Origin of the sequence: Streptomyces sp. XM4193, from assembly GCF_023072595.1 — a bacterium.
Lineage (GTDB): Bacteria > Actinomycetota > Actinomycetes > Streptomycetales > Streptomycetaceae > Streptomyces.
On sequence record NZ_JALLGK010000007.1, the window covers coordinates 226,699 to 239,860 of the forward strand.

Below are 13,162 nucleotides of genomic sequence, written 5' to 3' on the forward strand. Positions count from 1 at the left end.
TCTGGATCAGCAACCACCTTGCTTGCCCGCTGACCTCGCCGAACGTTGCGGCAGCCAGCAAGTGAGGGACCCGCTCGTGACCTTTCGGCTCCGGTGTGCGCGGTGTTCTCGCCTCGATCCGCTCCAGTCGCGGCTCCCCCGACGAGGTCGGACGCGTGAGTCGTCACGGTGAGTGGACAGCGACCCGTGGTCAACCAAGTCACACCCCAACGTTCCGGCTTCGCGGACGGGGAGTAGGGCTACTTCTAGGCCGTGCTGATGAGCGTTTGGCGCAGCCGGACGCCACCCCTACAGTGGCGGCTGACTCACCTCTACCCCAGGAAGCTGAGCCGCACCTGGCGGTCGGGGTTGTCGACGTTGGTGTCGACGAGGCAGACGGACTGCCAAGTGCCGAGTTCGAGGCGGCCGTTGACCACCGGGAGGGTGGCGTGCGGGGCGACGAGGGCGGGGAGCACGTGGTCGCGGCCGTGGCCGGGGGTGCCGTGGCGGTGGCGCCAGGGGTGATCGGCGGGCAGCAGCTCGTGGAGCGCGGAGAGCAGGTCGTCGTCGCTGCCGGCGCCGGTCTCCAGGATCGCGATGCCCGCGGTGGCGTGCGGGACGAAGACGTTGAGCAGCCCGTCGCGTCCGCGGGCGACGTCTTCGAGGTACGCCTCGCAGTCGCGGGTGAGGTCGGCGACGGTCTCGCTGCCGCCGGTGGTGATGTCGAGGATGCGGGTGTCGAATCGGTCGCTCATGCCCCCATTGTGGCGTCGACGGCGGGAAGAATCGGGGCACCGGCGCTGTTGAGCCGTACATGAACGAAGTGTCGGTGCTGGTGATCGGCGCGGGTCAGGCGGGCCTGTCCGCCGCCTATCATCTGCGGCGGGTCGGGTTCGTCCCGTGGCGGGACTTCCTGGTGCTGGACCACTCGCCGGCTCCCGGCGGAGCATGGCAGTTCCGCTGGCCGAGCCTGACGTACGGACGGGTGCACGGGATGCACGCGCTGCCCGGGATGGAGCTGACGGGCGCCGACCCGGACCGGCCGTCCTCAGAGGTGATCGGCGAGTACTTCGCGTCCTACGAAAGCACTTTCGGGCTGCCGATCCGCCGGCCGGTGGATGTGCGCGCCGTTCGGGAGGAGCGGGAGGCGGGGCGCGGGCTGCTGAGGGTGGAGACCGACGTCGGGGTGTGGCACACCCGGGCGTTGATCAACGCCACCGGCACCTGGGACCGCCCGTTCTGGCCGCGCGTGCCCGGCCAGGACCGGTTCTCGGGGTCGCAGTGGCACACCTCGCGCTATCCGGGCCCGGAGGCTTTCCGCGGTCAGCGCGTGGTGGTCGTGGGCGGGGGCACCTCCGCGGTTCAGCATCTGTTGGAGATGTCCGAGGTTGCTGCCGAAACGGCCTGGGTGACGCGGCGACCGCCCGAGTTCCGGGAGGGGCCGTTCGACTCGGAGCTGGGCCGAGCAGCCGTGGCGCGGGTGGAGGAGCGCGTACAGGAAGGGCTGCCGCCGCGCAGCGTGGTTTCGGTGACGGGCCTGCCGATGACCGAGGCGATGCGCGCGGCCCGCGAGCGGGGCGTGCTGGTGCGCAGACCGATGTTCGAGCGGGTGACCGCGGAGGGCGTGCGCTGGCCCGACGGCACCGTGTTCGAGGCGGACGCGATCGTCTGGGCCACCGGTTTCCGTCCCGCGATCGGGCATCTGGCGCCACTGGGGCTGCGGGAGCCCGGAGGCGGCGTACGACTGGAGGGCACCCGGACGGTTCGCGATCCGCGGGTGCACCTGGTGGGCTACGGGCCCTCCGCAAGCACCATCGGGGCGAACCGTGCAGGCCGGGCAGCGGTGCGGGACGTGCGCAGGCTGCTTGCCGGCGGAGCGGCTGGTCGGGGCGGTCCCGGGGAGCGCGGGCTCGTGTCGGCCGCGAGTTCGGCGGGGTTGCAGCGGGGCGGGCGGTGAACGGCGTGCCGGAATGACCGCTCAAGCGTGGGCGGCGGTACGCGACTTGGGGCCGGATACCGACTGCGTGGCGTCGAGGCGTTGTGGGGCGGGTCGGGCTGGGAGAGGTGCGTACGGGTGGGGCGGTGGACACTCGCGCGAGCACTCGCTCGTGGGGGTGATGGTGCGGAATATGGCTGCCGAAACTCCGCATCAGAGCTGATGATTACTTTGTGCGATCGACGGGATGCATACCGCGACCGCACCTCCGTCGCGAATCCCATGACACGACGGAGTTGTCCCGAGCAACACACAAGGAGAACGCACAGATGGACCTCATCACCAACCTGCTTGCCGGTGTCATCCACTTCGTGGGTTGGCTCGTCTGACGGACCATCGGCCGGCCCGCTGAGGCCAGGCCCTGTTCGTCGCGGCGCCGTTGCTCCTCGTCCCAGGGAGCAGCGGCGCCGCCGCGTTCCTGCGGGAAACCGCATGGTGCGGTGCCGCGGTTGCTGCGTACGGTGCGTGCGTGCCCCTGAAATTCCATGAGTACCAAAGCAGCATCACCTCCGAGACCGCCGCGTTGTGCGGTCTGCTGGAGTCCGCCGACCTCCGTGCACAGGTGCCCAGTTGTCCGGACTGGTCGCTGGAGGAGTTGGCCGTCCATGTCGGGCAGGCCCACCGTTGGGCGGACCGAATAGTGCGCACTCGCGCCACCGGGGAGGTGGCGGACGAGGAGGTGCCCGCGTTCACGCCCCCGGTGGGCGGCGTGCGGGAGTTGACCCAATGGTTGACCGAGGGCGCCGCACTTCTCGTGCAGGCGTTGCAGGAGGCGGGCGAGGATGCCCGCGTGTGGTCGTGGTTCACCGACCCGACAGCAGGGTTCTGGGCCCGCCGGATGACTCACGAGACCGTGGTGCACCGCGCGGACGCATGCCTTGCCGCCGAGGTGCCCTTCACCACCGCGCCGAGCGTCGCGGCCGACAGCATCGACGAATGGCTCACCCTGGTGTGCTCACCCGCCACCTGGGAGGAGGACGAGGAGGTTCGTGAGCTGGCCCGATGGGCGGGCGCCTCACTGCGGTTGGTCGCCACCGACACCGCCGAGGAGGTCGGCGGCCAGTGGCTGATCGAGCTGGGCCCCGACGGGGTGCGGTGGCAGCGCGGCGGGCGGGAGGAGGCCGATGTGGTCCTCAGCGGCCCACTGGACGAAGTGCTCAGAGTCTTCTACCGCCGTCTCCCTCCCCACAGCGAACTGGTGGAGGTCCGGGGCGACATGAAGCTGTTGGAGGTGTGGTTGGAGCGGGTCTCCTTCGGCGGCTGACCTGCGGGCCGTAGAGCGCGGAGCGGGCGTGGAACCGGAAGCGGGAGTTGCCGAGCCGGCGGACGGGCGAGTGTTCGATCTCCCGGCTCTCGGGACCCGGAGTACCGGCAGTCGGGGCACCGGGAGCATCGACACCCGGGATGAGAGCCCACGGGCAGTCGGCGGAGTTCCGCACCGGACCGGCAGCGGGTCGTGCGCCCGCCCGCATCCGTCAACCGGCGTGCGCACGACGGGTGTTGAGTTGAGTATCCGTACTCAGGCGGCAGCCGCCCGGCTCCCGCACTCTGTGTCCATGACGAACAACGCGCCCGTACGACCCCAGATGACCGCGGCCTACTTCCTCCAGGCGGCACTCTCCTTCGCGGTGGCGCTGGCCGCCGTGACGATCGGTGTCGCCTATATGCCGATGGGGGCGTGGGAGCGCGGCTTCCTCGCCATCGGCGTCCTCTTCCTCGTCTCCTCGTCCTTCACCCTCGCCAAATGCGTGCGGGACAGACAGGAGGTCTCCCAGGTGACCACCCGCGTCGACAAGGCGCGGCTGGACAAGCTCATCAGTGAGCACGACCCCTTCGACGTGAAGAACCTCTGATCCGGCGAATCCGGGGCGTCGGCCCGTCGAACGTCTTCGGAGCCCGGCCTGACGCACGGGCGGTGCCGCGGTGCCGCAGGAGGCAGTGGCGTCAGCCGGCTTCGGGGCGTTCGCGGTGGAGAGCTCGCAGCTCCGCCTCGAACGCATGGTGGGCCCGCTCGTCCAAGAGCACGAAGGTCACCTGCTCCACCGCGGTGCTCGCAGTGCTCACGGTCCGTACCGCGATGCGCGCGGCGTCCTCCAGGGGCCAGCGGTACACGCCGGTGGAGATTGCCGGAAAGGCGACGGTGCGGGCGCCGAGCTCGTCCGCGAGGAGCAGGGATTCCCGGTAGCAGGAAGCCAGTTCCTGTCCATCGGCACTCGGCCCGTGCACCGGTCCGACGGTGTGCACGACCCAGCGGGCCGGCAGGCGTCCCGCGGTGGTGGCCACGGCGCGGCCTGTCGGCAGTCCGCCGCCGTAGTGCCCCGCACGCAAAGCCCGGCACTCGGCGAGGATCTCGGGGCCGCCCTTGCGGTGGATCGCGCCGTCGACTCCTCCTCCGCCGAGCAGTGAGGAGTTGGCCGCGTTGACGATGACGTCGACGTGCTGTCCCGTGATGTCACCGAGCAGCATCCGGATTTCAGGCATGCGGCCAGGATAGGACGGAGGGTCCGCGCCCGGTCGGGCGGCGCGTTCCCTGCGGGGCTCGGGGCGCTGATTCCGGGGAGCGCCGAGCGGGTCGGCGCAGCCCGGATCGGGCTCAGCAGCGAGAGCCGGGCGTGCGGCCGGCGAGCAGGCGGGTGACTGCGGGGCGGCTCGCGAAGCAGCCCGGTGCTGCGGCGGTGCGCAGTGGGTTGGGCAATATGACGGGCTCGGAGCGGCGTTGACGAGCAATCGGGCCCTTCGGACCGCTCGGCGCGGGCTCGGGGCACGGCCGTTGCGACTCACGGCGTGCACACGGCCATTGCACTCGCCCCTTGCGTACGATTTGCCCATGGGTGTAGCGGAATTCAAGGATTTGGCGCTGGACGCGACGGACCATCAGGCACTCGCCGACTGGTGGTGCCGCGTACTCGGATACACCCGCAGGCCGGCTCCTGCCGGCGGCGAGGGATCGCGGCCGGAGTACCCGGTCCCGATTCACGATCCACGCGGGCGCGGGCCGGTCATCTGGATCAACCCGGCGGCGGAGTCCAAGTCGGCGCAGAATCGTATGCATCTCGACGTGTGGGGCCGCACCGAGGATCTGTTGGAGCTCGGAGCGACGATGGTCCGCCGTGGGGATGCCGAGCAGTGCTGGGACGTGATGGCCGACCCCGAGGGCAACGAGTTCCATGTGTTCGCACCCGACAGGCCGAGCCGTCCGGTCATCCGCCTGCGCCCGCGTTAGCGGCAGTTGGTGCCGGCCGGCTGCGCGACACCACTCGTCGACCGCGTCGCCCTACCGAGCGCACGGCGGGACATCTGCAGCGGGTCCGCAACCGCCGCATTCGCGAGGACCGAGCATTGTCGGTACGGACCGGAGCCAGCTTCGACTCGCGAACCGGTTCCGGGCCGGCTCAGCCGGTCGGCCGCCAGGTGCGGCGGTCGCGGGCCAGCGCATGGAGCCCGGCCGCTTCGGCCGGGCCGAGCACTCCCCCGCGCCGCAGAAAGTGGCCCCGCACATTGCCGTCGCTGAGCACCGCGACGTCGTCCGACGCGCCCTCGGTTCGTTCCACCCGGCGCGCGCCGACCAGCACCAGCACCGCGGTGACCGGCACTTCGGCTCCCACCGCACGGGACAGCACATGACGGGTCTGCGCCGCGTCGCGGCGGCTGTGGCGCACCAGTGGCAGCGGCAGCGCGGCCCCGTGCACCGTGTCCCCGTCCCGCACCCGTGCGCGGGCGGCCGGATACCAGTGGGAGGACACCGCGTACGTGCCGCCCGGACCGACCAGCAGATGGCCGAGTTCGGTGCCGTCGGGCAGCGGCAGCGAGTGCAGTACGTACCAGCCGCCGAGTTCGAGTTGCTCCAGCTCGTCGGCGACCCGTTCGGCGGCGAGCAGCGCGCTCGCGGCGTCGCGTTCGGGCAGCGGCCGACCCAGCAGTCGCGCGACCGACCGGGCGAGGGCTCCGCGCTGCTCCGACTCCTCCTGACGGGGAAGCCACTCCCCGGGGCGGTTCGGGGCGAGGTCGTCGTCCGGATGCAGCCAGAGTCGGCCGTCCTCGGGTGTTCCACGCATCTGCGCCCCCTCTCCCGGCTCCCGCACATGACAGCATGGCTGCTCGTCACGGCCAACAGGTCGGGGACGGCAGGCATTTGACGGGCCGCGGCGCTCCGACCCCAGCGGGCGGGACGCGCCGTTCCCGAGTACCGGCGTGCCGCCGCGGTGCACACGCCGCCTCCGCGCCGACCGACGAACCACCGGAGCCACGGGAATGCACGAGTTGATCGACACTGTCGCCTGGATCCACCTGCGCGGGCGCCTGGTGCTGGGCACCAGGTCGCGCGGCAAGGATCTGTTCTTCATTCCCGGCGGGAAGCGCCACCCCGGAGAGAGCGATCTGGACACGCTCGTCCGGGAGACCCACGAGGAGCTCACAGTGCGACTGGACCCGGACACCGCCCGCCACTTCGGCACCTACGAGGCTCCGGCAAGCCCCCACTCGCCCGTTCCCCGTGTACGAATGGCCTGCTACACGGCGGCCTTCTCGGGAGAGCCGGAACCCTCTGCGGAGATCGAGGAGATGGCCTGGCTGGGGTACGCGGAACGCTTCCGCACACCGCCCGTGGATCGGCTGGTCTTCGACGAGCTGCTGGCACGCGGCTGGATCGAGGGCTGAACGCCCGTCCTTCCGGGCGAGGTTGACGCCCTGGCAGCGCAGAGGCGCTGCGCATGCGACGCCAGCGCCGATCGGCCCTCCGTTCGGGGCCGCTCGGGGTCCGCTACGCCGGGCTCCTGCCGATCGTCGCCTCCACCGGCTCCCGGCCGCCCGTCTCGCGACGCACCAGTGCCGCGTATCTGCCGTCCCTGGCCAGCAGCTCCTCGTGCGTGCCGCGCTCGACAATGCGCCCCTCGTGCAGGACGACGATCTGGTCGGCCTGGCGGACCGTGGAGAGACGGTGCGCGATGGTCAGTGTGGTGCGGCCCGCGGACAGCGCATCGATCGCCCGCTGCACCGCGTGCTCGGTCCGGGTGTCCAGCGCACTGGTCGCCTCGTCGAGGATGAGGACGGGCGGATCGCGCAGGATCGTACGGGCCAGTGCGAGGCGCTGCTTCTCGCCGCCGGAGAACCGGTAGCCGCGTTCGCCGACCACGGTCTCGTAGCCCTCCGGAAGGGCCGCGATGTGGTCGTGGATCTGGGCCGCTTCGGCGGCCGCGACCAACTCGGCGTCGGTGGCGGCGGGTTTGGCGAAGCGCAGGTTCGCCGCCACGGAGGCGTGCAGGAGGTAGGTCTCCTGGGAGACGACGCCCACCGCAGCCGCGAGCGAGGCGAAGTCCAGGTCGCGCACGTCGATTCCGTCGAGGGTGACGCGGCCGTCGCTCACGTCGTAGAGCCGCGGCACCAGGTAACTGAGGGTGCTCTTGCCCGCTCCGGTGGCGCCGACGACGGCCAGGCTGGTGCCGGCCGGAACGGTCAGGTCGACCGCGCTGAGGGTGGGGCGCCCGGACGGTTCGTAGCCGAAGGTGACGTTCTCGAAGCGGACCTCGCCGCGGGCGTGGTGCAGGCGGCGTGGCTCGGCGGGCTCGGTGATGGTCACCGGCAGGTCCAGATACTCGAAGATCCGGTGGAAGAGGGCGAGGGAAGCCTGTATGTCCACACCCGTGTTGAGCAGGGAGGTGGCGGGCCGCAGCAGCCCCTGCTGGAGCGTGACGAAGGCGACGAGTGTGCCGATCGAGAGCGTGGGCCCGCCGATGAGCAGCAGCGCGCCCGCCGCCCAGTAGAGCAGGGCGGGGATCGCGGCCATGATGATGCCGATGGTGGCCATCCGCCAGCGCCCGGCCATGCTGGAGCGCACCTCCAGGTCGGCCAGCCGCTGGGACTCGCCGGCGAAGTCCCGGCTGAGCGACTCGCTGCGGCCCATGGTGCGACCGAGCAGGATGCCGCTGACCGAGAGCGACTCGGTGACCGTGGCGGCCATGGTGGCCATCTGCTTCTGTCGCTCGGCGGTGATCCGCTTGCGCTCGCGCCCGACCCGCCGGCTGATCCAGACGAACAGCGGGAGCAGTGCGAGCGAGACCAGAGTCAGTCGCCAGTCCAGCGCGAGCATCGCCACGGTTGTCGCGATCACGCTGGTGGCGTTGGAGACCAGGGAGGTCGCGGTCGAGGTGACGGTCGCCTGCATGCTGCCGATGTCGCCGGCGATGCGGGACTGGACCTCTCCGGTCTTCGTTCTGGTGAAGAACTTCAGCGGCATCCGCTGGAGCTTCGTGTAGACGCCGGTGCGCAGATCGTGCATGACGCGCTGCCCGACGGTGGTGGAGATCAGAGTCTGGAGAACGCCGAAGATGCTCGTGAGCACGGCGGCGGCGATCATGCCGAGCGCGAGGAGCGTCAGCAGGCCGGTGCGCTGCTCGGGAATCGCCACATCGAGGATCTCCCGCAGCAGGAACGGCGTCGCCACCGAGACCAGGGAAGCCGCCGCGACCAGCACCCCGACGAGCGCGAGCCGGGCCCGGTAGGGACGGAACAGCACGAGGATGCGGCGCAGTTGTCCCGGACGGGTCTCCGGGTCGTGGTCGGTGGCCTGCTGCGGCACGGGGGTGGTCGGCGGGCTGGGCAGCACGTCGTTCTGCACGGATTGACCTCCTCGGTACGGGACGGCGCTGTCCGTCGACCACGCTGTCCGATGTACGTCCCGCCCTTGTCGGGCAGGCGCACGCAGGACAGAGTGCCGGACACTCCCGCGTCACCGAGCATAGGACACAGTTACCTATGTTCACAATGAAGTGGGTCCTGTTATGCTCCCGTCATGAGTTCCGTCGACTCCTCCGGCCGGCTGGCCGACCAACTGGCCGACCTCACACGTCGGTTGCACCGCGCTCAGCGCCGTCGGCTGGAACCGCTCGGCGTGACCCCGGCCCAGGCCCGGCTGCTGCGCACCCTGGAGCGCTGCGACTCACCGCCGCGCATGGCCGACCTCGCCGCGCTGATGGATGTCGTGCCGCGCGCGATCACCAGCCTCGTGGACGCGCTCGAGGAGCACGGCGCCGTACGCCGGGCACCGGACGCGGCCTCCCGGCGGGTCACCCGGGTCGAGATCACCGAGGAAGGGGCGGGGCTGCTGCGGGAGCTCCGGGAAGCTCGGCGCTCCGCCGTGCGAGAGCTGCTGGCACCGCTGAGCGGGGCCGAGCAGGAAGAGCTGAGCACACTGCTCTCCGCGCTCGAACCCGAGACCAACGCCCAGCCCTCGTCCGGCTGTTGAGCCGGGACCGAGCGGAACCGGGAGCTGCGGGAGAACGCCGCCGCTGCGGGCCGGGCGCACCGGCAGGTGGCCTGATCCTCGCCCCACAGACACTCGGTCGGCGTTCAGCAGGGGCTTGACCGTGCCTCGTCGCTGTCGGCACTGCCTCTCTCGCACTCGCCGGCGCCTCCCGGCACCGGGACCCGGTCGCAGCGGATCCCGGGCCGGCTCGCTCAGCCGACCACGCCGAGGGCGATCAGCGTGCTGCCTATCCCTATGACGCCGAAAGCGGGCATCAGCACACGCGTCTCGACCCAGGTGCCGGCGCGAAAGCGCATGAAGCGCGGGGTGCCCAGCGGGTACCAGCGCTTGCGGGCTATGGGCAGCGGCCAGAGCATCGGGCAGCCCGAGATCGTGATCGAGTCACCGATGGTGTGCACGATCGCGCCCAGTACGATCGGCAGCCCCAGCCACATGTACTCCTGGCCCTCGGCGCCGAAGAGCCAGTTCGCGCCGTTCCCCGGCTGGTCCAGAACCTCGGCCAGGATCCAGGCGGTTGCCGCCCCGAGCAGCCAGACCAGGACGTCGCTGGAGACCCGCGCCATCCGCCACAGCAGGCCCTCCACAGCGAGCACCATGTGGATGAAGAGGATCACCAGCACCGCCCAGCGACCTCCGGTCACCGCCGCCACGGAGAAGCCCGCACCGACCATCACCGCCCATATCCAGGTGTGGGTGAGGGTGCGGTGGCCGCCGGACCGCTTCCGCTCGGCCTTGCCCCGGGTCGCGTTGAACACGGCGGCCGACAGCTTGTCGACCACGCCGCACAGGATCTTCGAGAAAGGCCCGAACGCCCTGGATATCGTCGCCGACTTGTGGTCGAGATCGGGTGCAAGAGCGGCACCGGCACAGATCAGGGCGCCGACCACCAACACGGTCCAGGGCATGGGGCGATCGAGCGCCGCCGCCACCGCCCCCGCTCCCAGCCAGGCCGTGGCCCCTGACAGAGAGTGCGCCGGTCCCATCATCTGTACTCCACCCCATCGCTGTGTAGTTGAGCCGCCCCGAACACGTGGCCGGCGCCACAGCGTACTGCCGCGTGATCTTGCTTCCGCGCTCGCCTCCGCTCTCCGCCTTCCCCGCCGGTTCCCGTCCGGGCGCTCCCGGAGGGCAGTATGGAGACCGTGACCCTTATCGATCAGATCCCCCGGCCCGCAGACCCCGACGCCCTCTTCGACGCTTTCTCGTCCTGGGCCGAAGAGCGGGGCATCAGCCTCTACCCCGCGCAGGAGGAGGCCCTGATCGAGGTCGTGTCCGGGGCGAACGTGATCCTCTCGACCCCGACCGGCTCCGGGAAGTCCCTGGTGGCGGCCGGCGCCCACTTCGCGGCCCTCGCGCAGGACAAGGTCACCTTCTACACAGCACCGATCAAGGCCCTGGTCTCGGAGAAGTTCTTCGATCTCTGCAAGATCTTCGGCACCGAGAACGTCGGCATGCTGACCGGCGACGCCTCCGTCAACGCCGACGCACCGGTGATCTGCTGCACCGCGGAGGTGCTCGCCTCGATCGCGCTGCGCGACGGCAGGCATGCCGACATCGGCCAGGTGGTGATGGACGAGTTCCACTTCTACGCGGAACCCGACCGCGGCTGGGCCTGGCAGATCCCCCTGCTCGAACTCCCGCAGGCGCAGTTCGTGCTGATGTCCGCCACGCTCGGCGACGTCAGCCGTTTCAAGGACGACCTCACCCGCCGCACCGGGCGCGAGACCGCGGTGGTGCGCTCGGCGACCCGGCCGGTGCCGCTGAGCTACGAATACCGCACCACGACGCTCACCGAGACGCTCACCGAGCTCCTCCAGACCCACCAGGCTCCGGTCTACATCGTCCACTTCACCCAGGCACAGGCGGTGGAACGGGCGCAGGCGCTGATGAGCATCAACATGTGCAGCCGCGCCGAGAAGGACGAGATCGCGCAGGTGATCGGCAACTTCCGCTTCACCACCCGCTTCGGCCGCAACCTCTCCCGCTATGTCCGGCACGGCATCGGGGTGCACCACGCGGGAATGCTCCCGAAGTACCGCAGGCTCGTGGAACGGCTGGCGCAGGCCGGTCTGCTCAAGGTCATCTGCGGCACCGACACCCTCGGCGTGGGCGTCAACGTCCCCATCCGCACGGTGCTGTTCACCGCGCTCGCGAAGTACGACGGCACCCGGGTGCGGGTGCTTCGTGCCCGTGAGTTCCACCAGATCGCGGGGCGCGCGGGGCGCGCGGGCTTCGACACCTCCGGCTTCGTCGTCGCCCAGGCGCCCGAGCACGTGGTGGAGAACGAGAAGGCGCTGGCGAAGGCGGGCGACGACCCGAAGAAGCGCCGGAAGGTGGTGCGCAAGAAGGCTCCCGACGGCTTTGTCGGATGGGGCCAGAACACCTTCGAGAAGCTGATCGCCGCCGAGCCGGAACCGCTCAACTCGCGCTTCCGGGTCACCCACGCGATGCTGCTCTCGGTCATCGCGCGGCCCGGCGATCCGTTCGTCTCGATGCGCCGGCTGCTGGAGGACAACCACGAGGACCGGCGCTCCCAGCTGCGCCACATCCGGCGGGCCATCGCGATCTTCCGCTCCCTGCTCGACGGAGGCGTGGTGGAGCGGCTCGAAGAGCCGGACGCACAGGGCCGCACCGTGCGCCTGACCGTGGACCTCCAGGAGAACTTCGCGCTCAACCAGCCCCTCTCCACCTTCGCACTGGCCGCCTTCGACCTGCTGGACCCCGAATCCCCCTCCTACGCACTGGACATGGTCTCGGTCGTGGAGTCGACGCTGGACGATCCGCGCCAGATCCTCGCCGCACAGCAGAACAAGGCCAGGGGCGAGGCCGTCGGCGAGATGAAGGCGGACGGGATCGAGTACGAGGAGCGGATGGAACGGCTGATGGACATCAGCTACCCCAAGCCGCTGGACGAACTGCTCTGGCACGCCTACGACCTCTACCGCCGCTCGCACCCCTGGGTCAGCGACCACCCGCTCTCGCCGAAGTCCGTGGTGCGGGACATGTACGAACAGGCCATGTCCTTCTCGGAGTTCGTCTCCCACTACGAACTCGCCCGGACCGAGGGCATCGTGCTGCGCTACCTCGCCAGCGCCTACAAGGCCCTCGAGAACACGGTCCCCGACGACCTGAAGTCCGAGGACTACCAGGACATCGTGGCCTGGCTGGGCGAGATGGTCCGTCAGGTCGACTCCAGCCTGCTCGACGAGTGGGAGCAGCTGGCGAACCCGGCCGAGGAGACCGCCGAGGAGGCGCAGGCGCGCGCCGACCAGGTGCGCCCCGTCACGGCGAACGCCCGCGCCTTCCGGGTGCTGGTGCGCAACGCACTCTTCCGGCGGGTCGAGCTGGCCGCGATGGACCGGGTCGACGAACTCGGCGCGCTGGACGGCGAATCGGGCTGGGACTCCGACGCCTGGGCCGCCGCGATGGACGCCTACTGGGAGGAGTACGACGAGCTCGGCTCCGGACCGGACGCGCGCGGTCCCAAGCTTCTGCAGATCGAGGAAGTACCCGAGGACCGGCTGTGGCGGGTGCGGCAGACCTTCGACGACCCGCGCGGGGACCACGACTGGGGCATCTCGGCCGAGGTGGATCTCGCCGCCTCGGACGAAGAGGGCCGAGCGGTCCTGCAGGTCACCGGAGTGGGGCCGCTCTAGCACCACTCGGCCGGGAGCACGCGGCTCGCGGTCTTTTGCCCTCCTCTCCACTGCCGGCAGCCGCGGAGCACGCACACCGGGGCACCGCGGCTTTCGGCGCGGGCGCCGAGCCGGCCGCGAGCACCGGCCCCCGCGCCGCCGGCCGGGCGGCGAACGTCGGGGAGAAGTCGCCGCGCCCCGGCCGCTTCCGCACAGCGGGAGCGGCCGGGGCGCCCCTGCCGCGATCACACCTCGGGGAGACACACGGGGACACACGCCGACACGGGATCG

Annotated in this window: 12 protein-coding genes; 7 read left to right on the forward strand and 5 right to left on the reverse strand. The window is 70.7% G+C overall.

What is annotated here, in order from left to right; all coding sequences use genetic code 11:
- Positions 1-311: 311 nt before the first annotated feature.
- Positions 312-734 carry a secondary thiamine-phosphate synthase enzyme YjbQ gene (locus MTQ01_RS19120; protein ID WP_247491880.1) on the reverse strand — a complete coding sequence of 141 codons (423 nt, stop codon included), beginning with the start codon at positions 732-734 and terminating at the stop codon, positions 312-314.
- A gap of 59 nt (positions 735-793) precedes the next feature.
- On the opposite strand from MTQ01_RS19120, the gene MTQ01_RS19125 reads away from it, so the two are divergent.
- From MTQ01_RS19125 to MTQ01_RS19135, 3 genes are all read left to right on the forward strand, one after another.
- The gene (locus MTQ01_RS19125) at positions 794-1,936 is read left to right on the forward strand and encodes an NAD(P)-binding domain-containing protein (RefSeq protein WP_247491881.1); all 1,143 of its coding nucleotides are present in this window, start codon (positions 794-796) and stop codon (positions 1,934-1,936) included.
- A 508-nt stretch (positions 1,937-2,444) separates the two neighbouring features.
- A complete protein-coding gene (locus MTQ01_RS19130; protein ID WP_247491882.1) occupies positions 2,445-3,239 on the forward strand; it encodes a maleylpyruvate isomerase family mycothiol-dependent enzyme in 795 nt (264 codons plus the stop codon).
- Between the two features lie 292 nt (positions 3,240-3,531).
- Positions 3,532-3,828: a YiaA/YiaB family inner membrane protein gene (locus tag MTQ01_RS19135; protein ID WP_247491883.1), complete on the forward strand. Its 297-nt coding sequence runs from the start codon at positions 3,532-3,534 to the stop codon at positions 3,826-3,828.
- A 91-nt stretch (positions 3,829-3,919) separates the two neighbouring features.
- Here the strand turns inward: MTQ01_RS19135 and MTQ01_RS19140 are convergent, their stop codons facing one another.
- Positions 3,920-4,456: an O-acetyl-ADP-ribose deacetylase gene (locus tag MTQ01_RS19140; protein WP_247491884.1), complete on the reverse strand. Its 537-nt coding sequence runs from the start codon at positions 4,454-4,456 to the stop codon at positions 3,920-3,922.
- Positions 4,457-4,802: 346 nt separating this feature from the next.
- Here MTQ01_RS19140 and MTQ01_RS19145 point away from each other — a divergent pair, with 346 nt between their 5' ends.
- On the forward strand, positions 4,803-5,198 hold the full coding sequence (locus MTQ01_RS19145; protein WP_247491885.1) for a VOC family protein: 396 nt from the start codon (positions 4,803-4,805) through the stop codon (positions 5,196-5,198).
- Between the two features lie 169 nt (positions 5,199-5,367).
- Here MTQ01_RS19145 and MTQ01_RS19150 read toward each other — a convergent pair whose 3' ends face one another.
- Positions 5,368-6,030 (reverse strand): nuclease-related domain-containing protein, encoded by a 663-nt coding sequence (locus MTQ01_RS19150; RefSeq protein ID WP_247491886.1) that lies wholly within the window; start codon positions 6,028-6,030, stop codon positions 5,368-5,370.
- Positions 6,031-6,226: 196 nt separating this feature from the next.
- On the opposite strand from MTQ01_RS19150, the gene MTQ01_RS19155 reads away from it, so the two are divergent.
- Positions 6,227-6,631, forward strand: a complete 405-nt coding sequence (locus MTQ01_RS19155) for an NUDIX domain-containing protein (RefSeq protein WP_247491887.1) — start codon at positions 6,227-6,229, stop codon at positions 6,629-6,631.
- A gap of 103 nt (positions 6,632-6,734) precedes the next feature.
- Here MTQ01_RS19155 and MTQ01_RS19160 read toward each other — a convergent pair whose 3' ends face one another.
- Positions 6,735-8,549: an ABC transporter ATP-binding protein gene (locus MTQ01_RS19160; protein WP_247491981.1), complete on the reverse strand. Its 1,815-nt coding sequence runs from the start codon at positions 8,547-8,549 to the stop codon at positions 6,735-6,737.
- A 213-nt stretch (positions 8,550-8,762) separates the two neighbouring features.
- Between MTQ01_RS19160 and MTQ01_RS19165 the strand changes: the two genes are divergently transcribed.
- Entirely contained in the window at positions 8,763-9,215 is a 453-nt protein-coding gene (locus tag MTQ01_RS19165; RefSeq protein WP_247491888.1) for a MarR family winged helix-turn-helix transcriptional regulator, read from the forward strand.
- A 212-nt stretch (positions 9,216-9,427) separates the two neighbouring features.
- Here the strand turns inward: MTQ01_RS19165 and MTQ01_RS19170 are convergent, their stop codons facing one another.
- A complete protein-coding gene (locus tag MTQ01_RS19170; protein ID WP_247491889.1) occupies positions 9,428-10,222 on the reverse strand; it encodes a metal-dependent hydrolase in 795 nt (264 codons plus the stop codon).
- A 156-nt stretch (positions 10,223-10,378) separates the two neighbouring features.
- Here MTQ01_RS19170 and MTQ01_RS19175 point away from each other — a divergent pair, with 156 nt between their 5' ends.
- Positions 10,379-12,892 (forward strand): RNA helicase, encoded by a 2,514-nt coding sequence (locus tag MTQ01_RS19175; protein WP_247491890.1) that lies wholly within the window; start codon positions 10,379-10,381, stop codon positions 12,890-12,892.
- The last annotated feature ends 270 nt before the right edge of the window (positions 12,893-13,162 follow it).

What these genes read in the sequence shown, in the direction of transcription:
- MTQ01_RS19135 (WP_247491883.1), top strand. Translation starts at nt 3,532, where the DNA reads ATGACGAACAACGCGCCCGTACGACCCCAGATGACCGCGGCCTACTTC.
- MTQ01_RS19125 (WP_247491881.1), top strand. Translation starts at nt 794, where the DNA reads ATGAACGAAGTGTCGGTGCTGGTGATCGGCGCGGGTCAGGCGGGCCTG.
- MTQ01_RS19155 (WP_247491887.1), top strand. Translation starts at nt 6,227, where the DNA reads ATGCACGAGTTGATCGACACTGTCGCCTGGATCCACCTGCGCGGGCGC.
- MTQ01_RS19140 (WP_247491884.1), bottom strand. Translation starts at nt 4,456, where the DNA reads ATGCCTGAAATCCGGATGCTGCTCGGTGACATCACGGGACAGCACGTC.
- MTQ01_RS19165 (WP_247491888.1), top strand. Translation starts at nt 8,763, where the DNA reads ATGAGTTCCGTCGACTCCTCCGGCCGGCTGGCCGACCAACTGGCCGAC.
- MTQ01_RS19150 (WP_247491886.1), bottom strand. Translation starts at nt 6,030, where the DNA reads ATGCGTGGAACACCCGAGGACGGCCGACTCTGGCTGCATCCGGACGAC.
- MTQ01_RS19170 (WP_247491889.1), bottom strand. Translation starts at nt 10,222, where the DNA reads ATGATGGGACCGGCGCACTCTCTGTCAGGGGCCACGGCCTGGCTGGGA.
- MTQ01_RS19120 (WP_247491880.1), bottom strand. Translation starts at nt 734, where the DNA reads ATGAGCGACCGATTCGACACCCGCATCCTCGACATCACCACCGGCGGC.
- MTQ01_RS19145 (WP_247491885.1), top strand. Translation starts at nt 4,803, where the DNA reads ATGGGTGTAGCGGAATTCAAGGATTTGGCGCTGGACGCGACGGACCAT.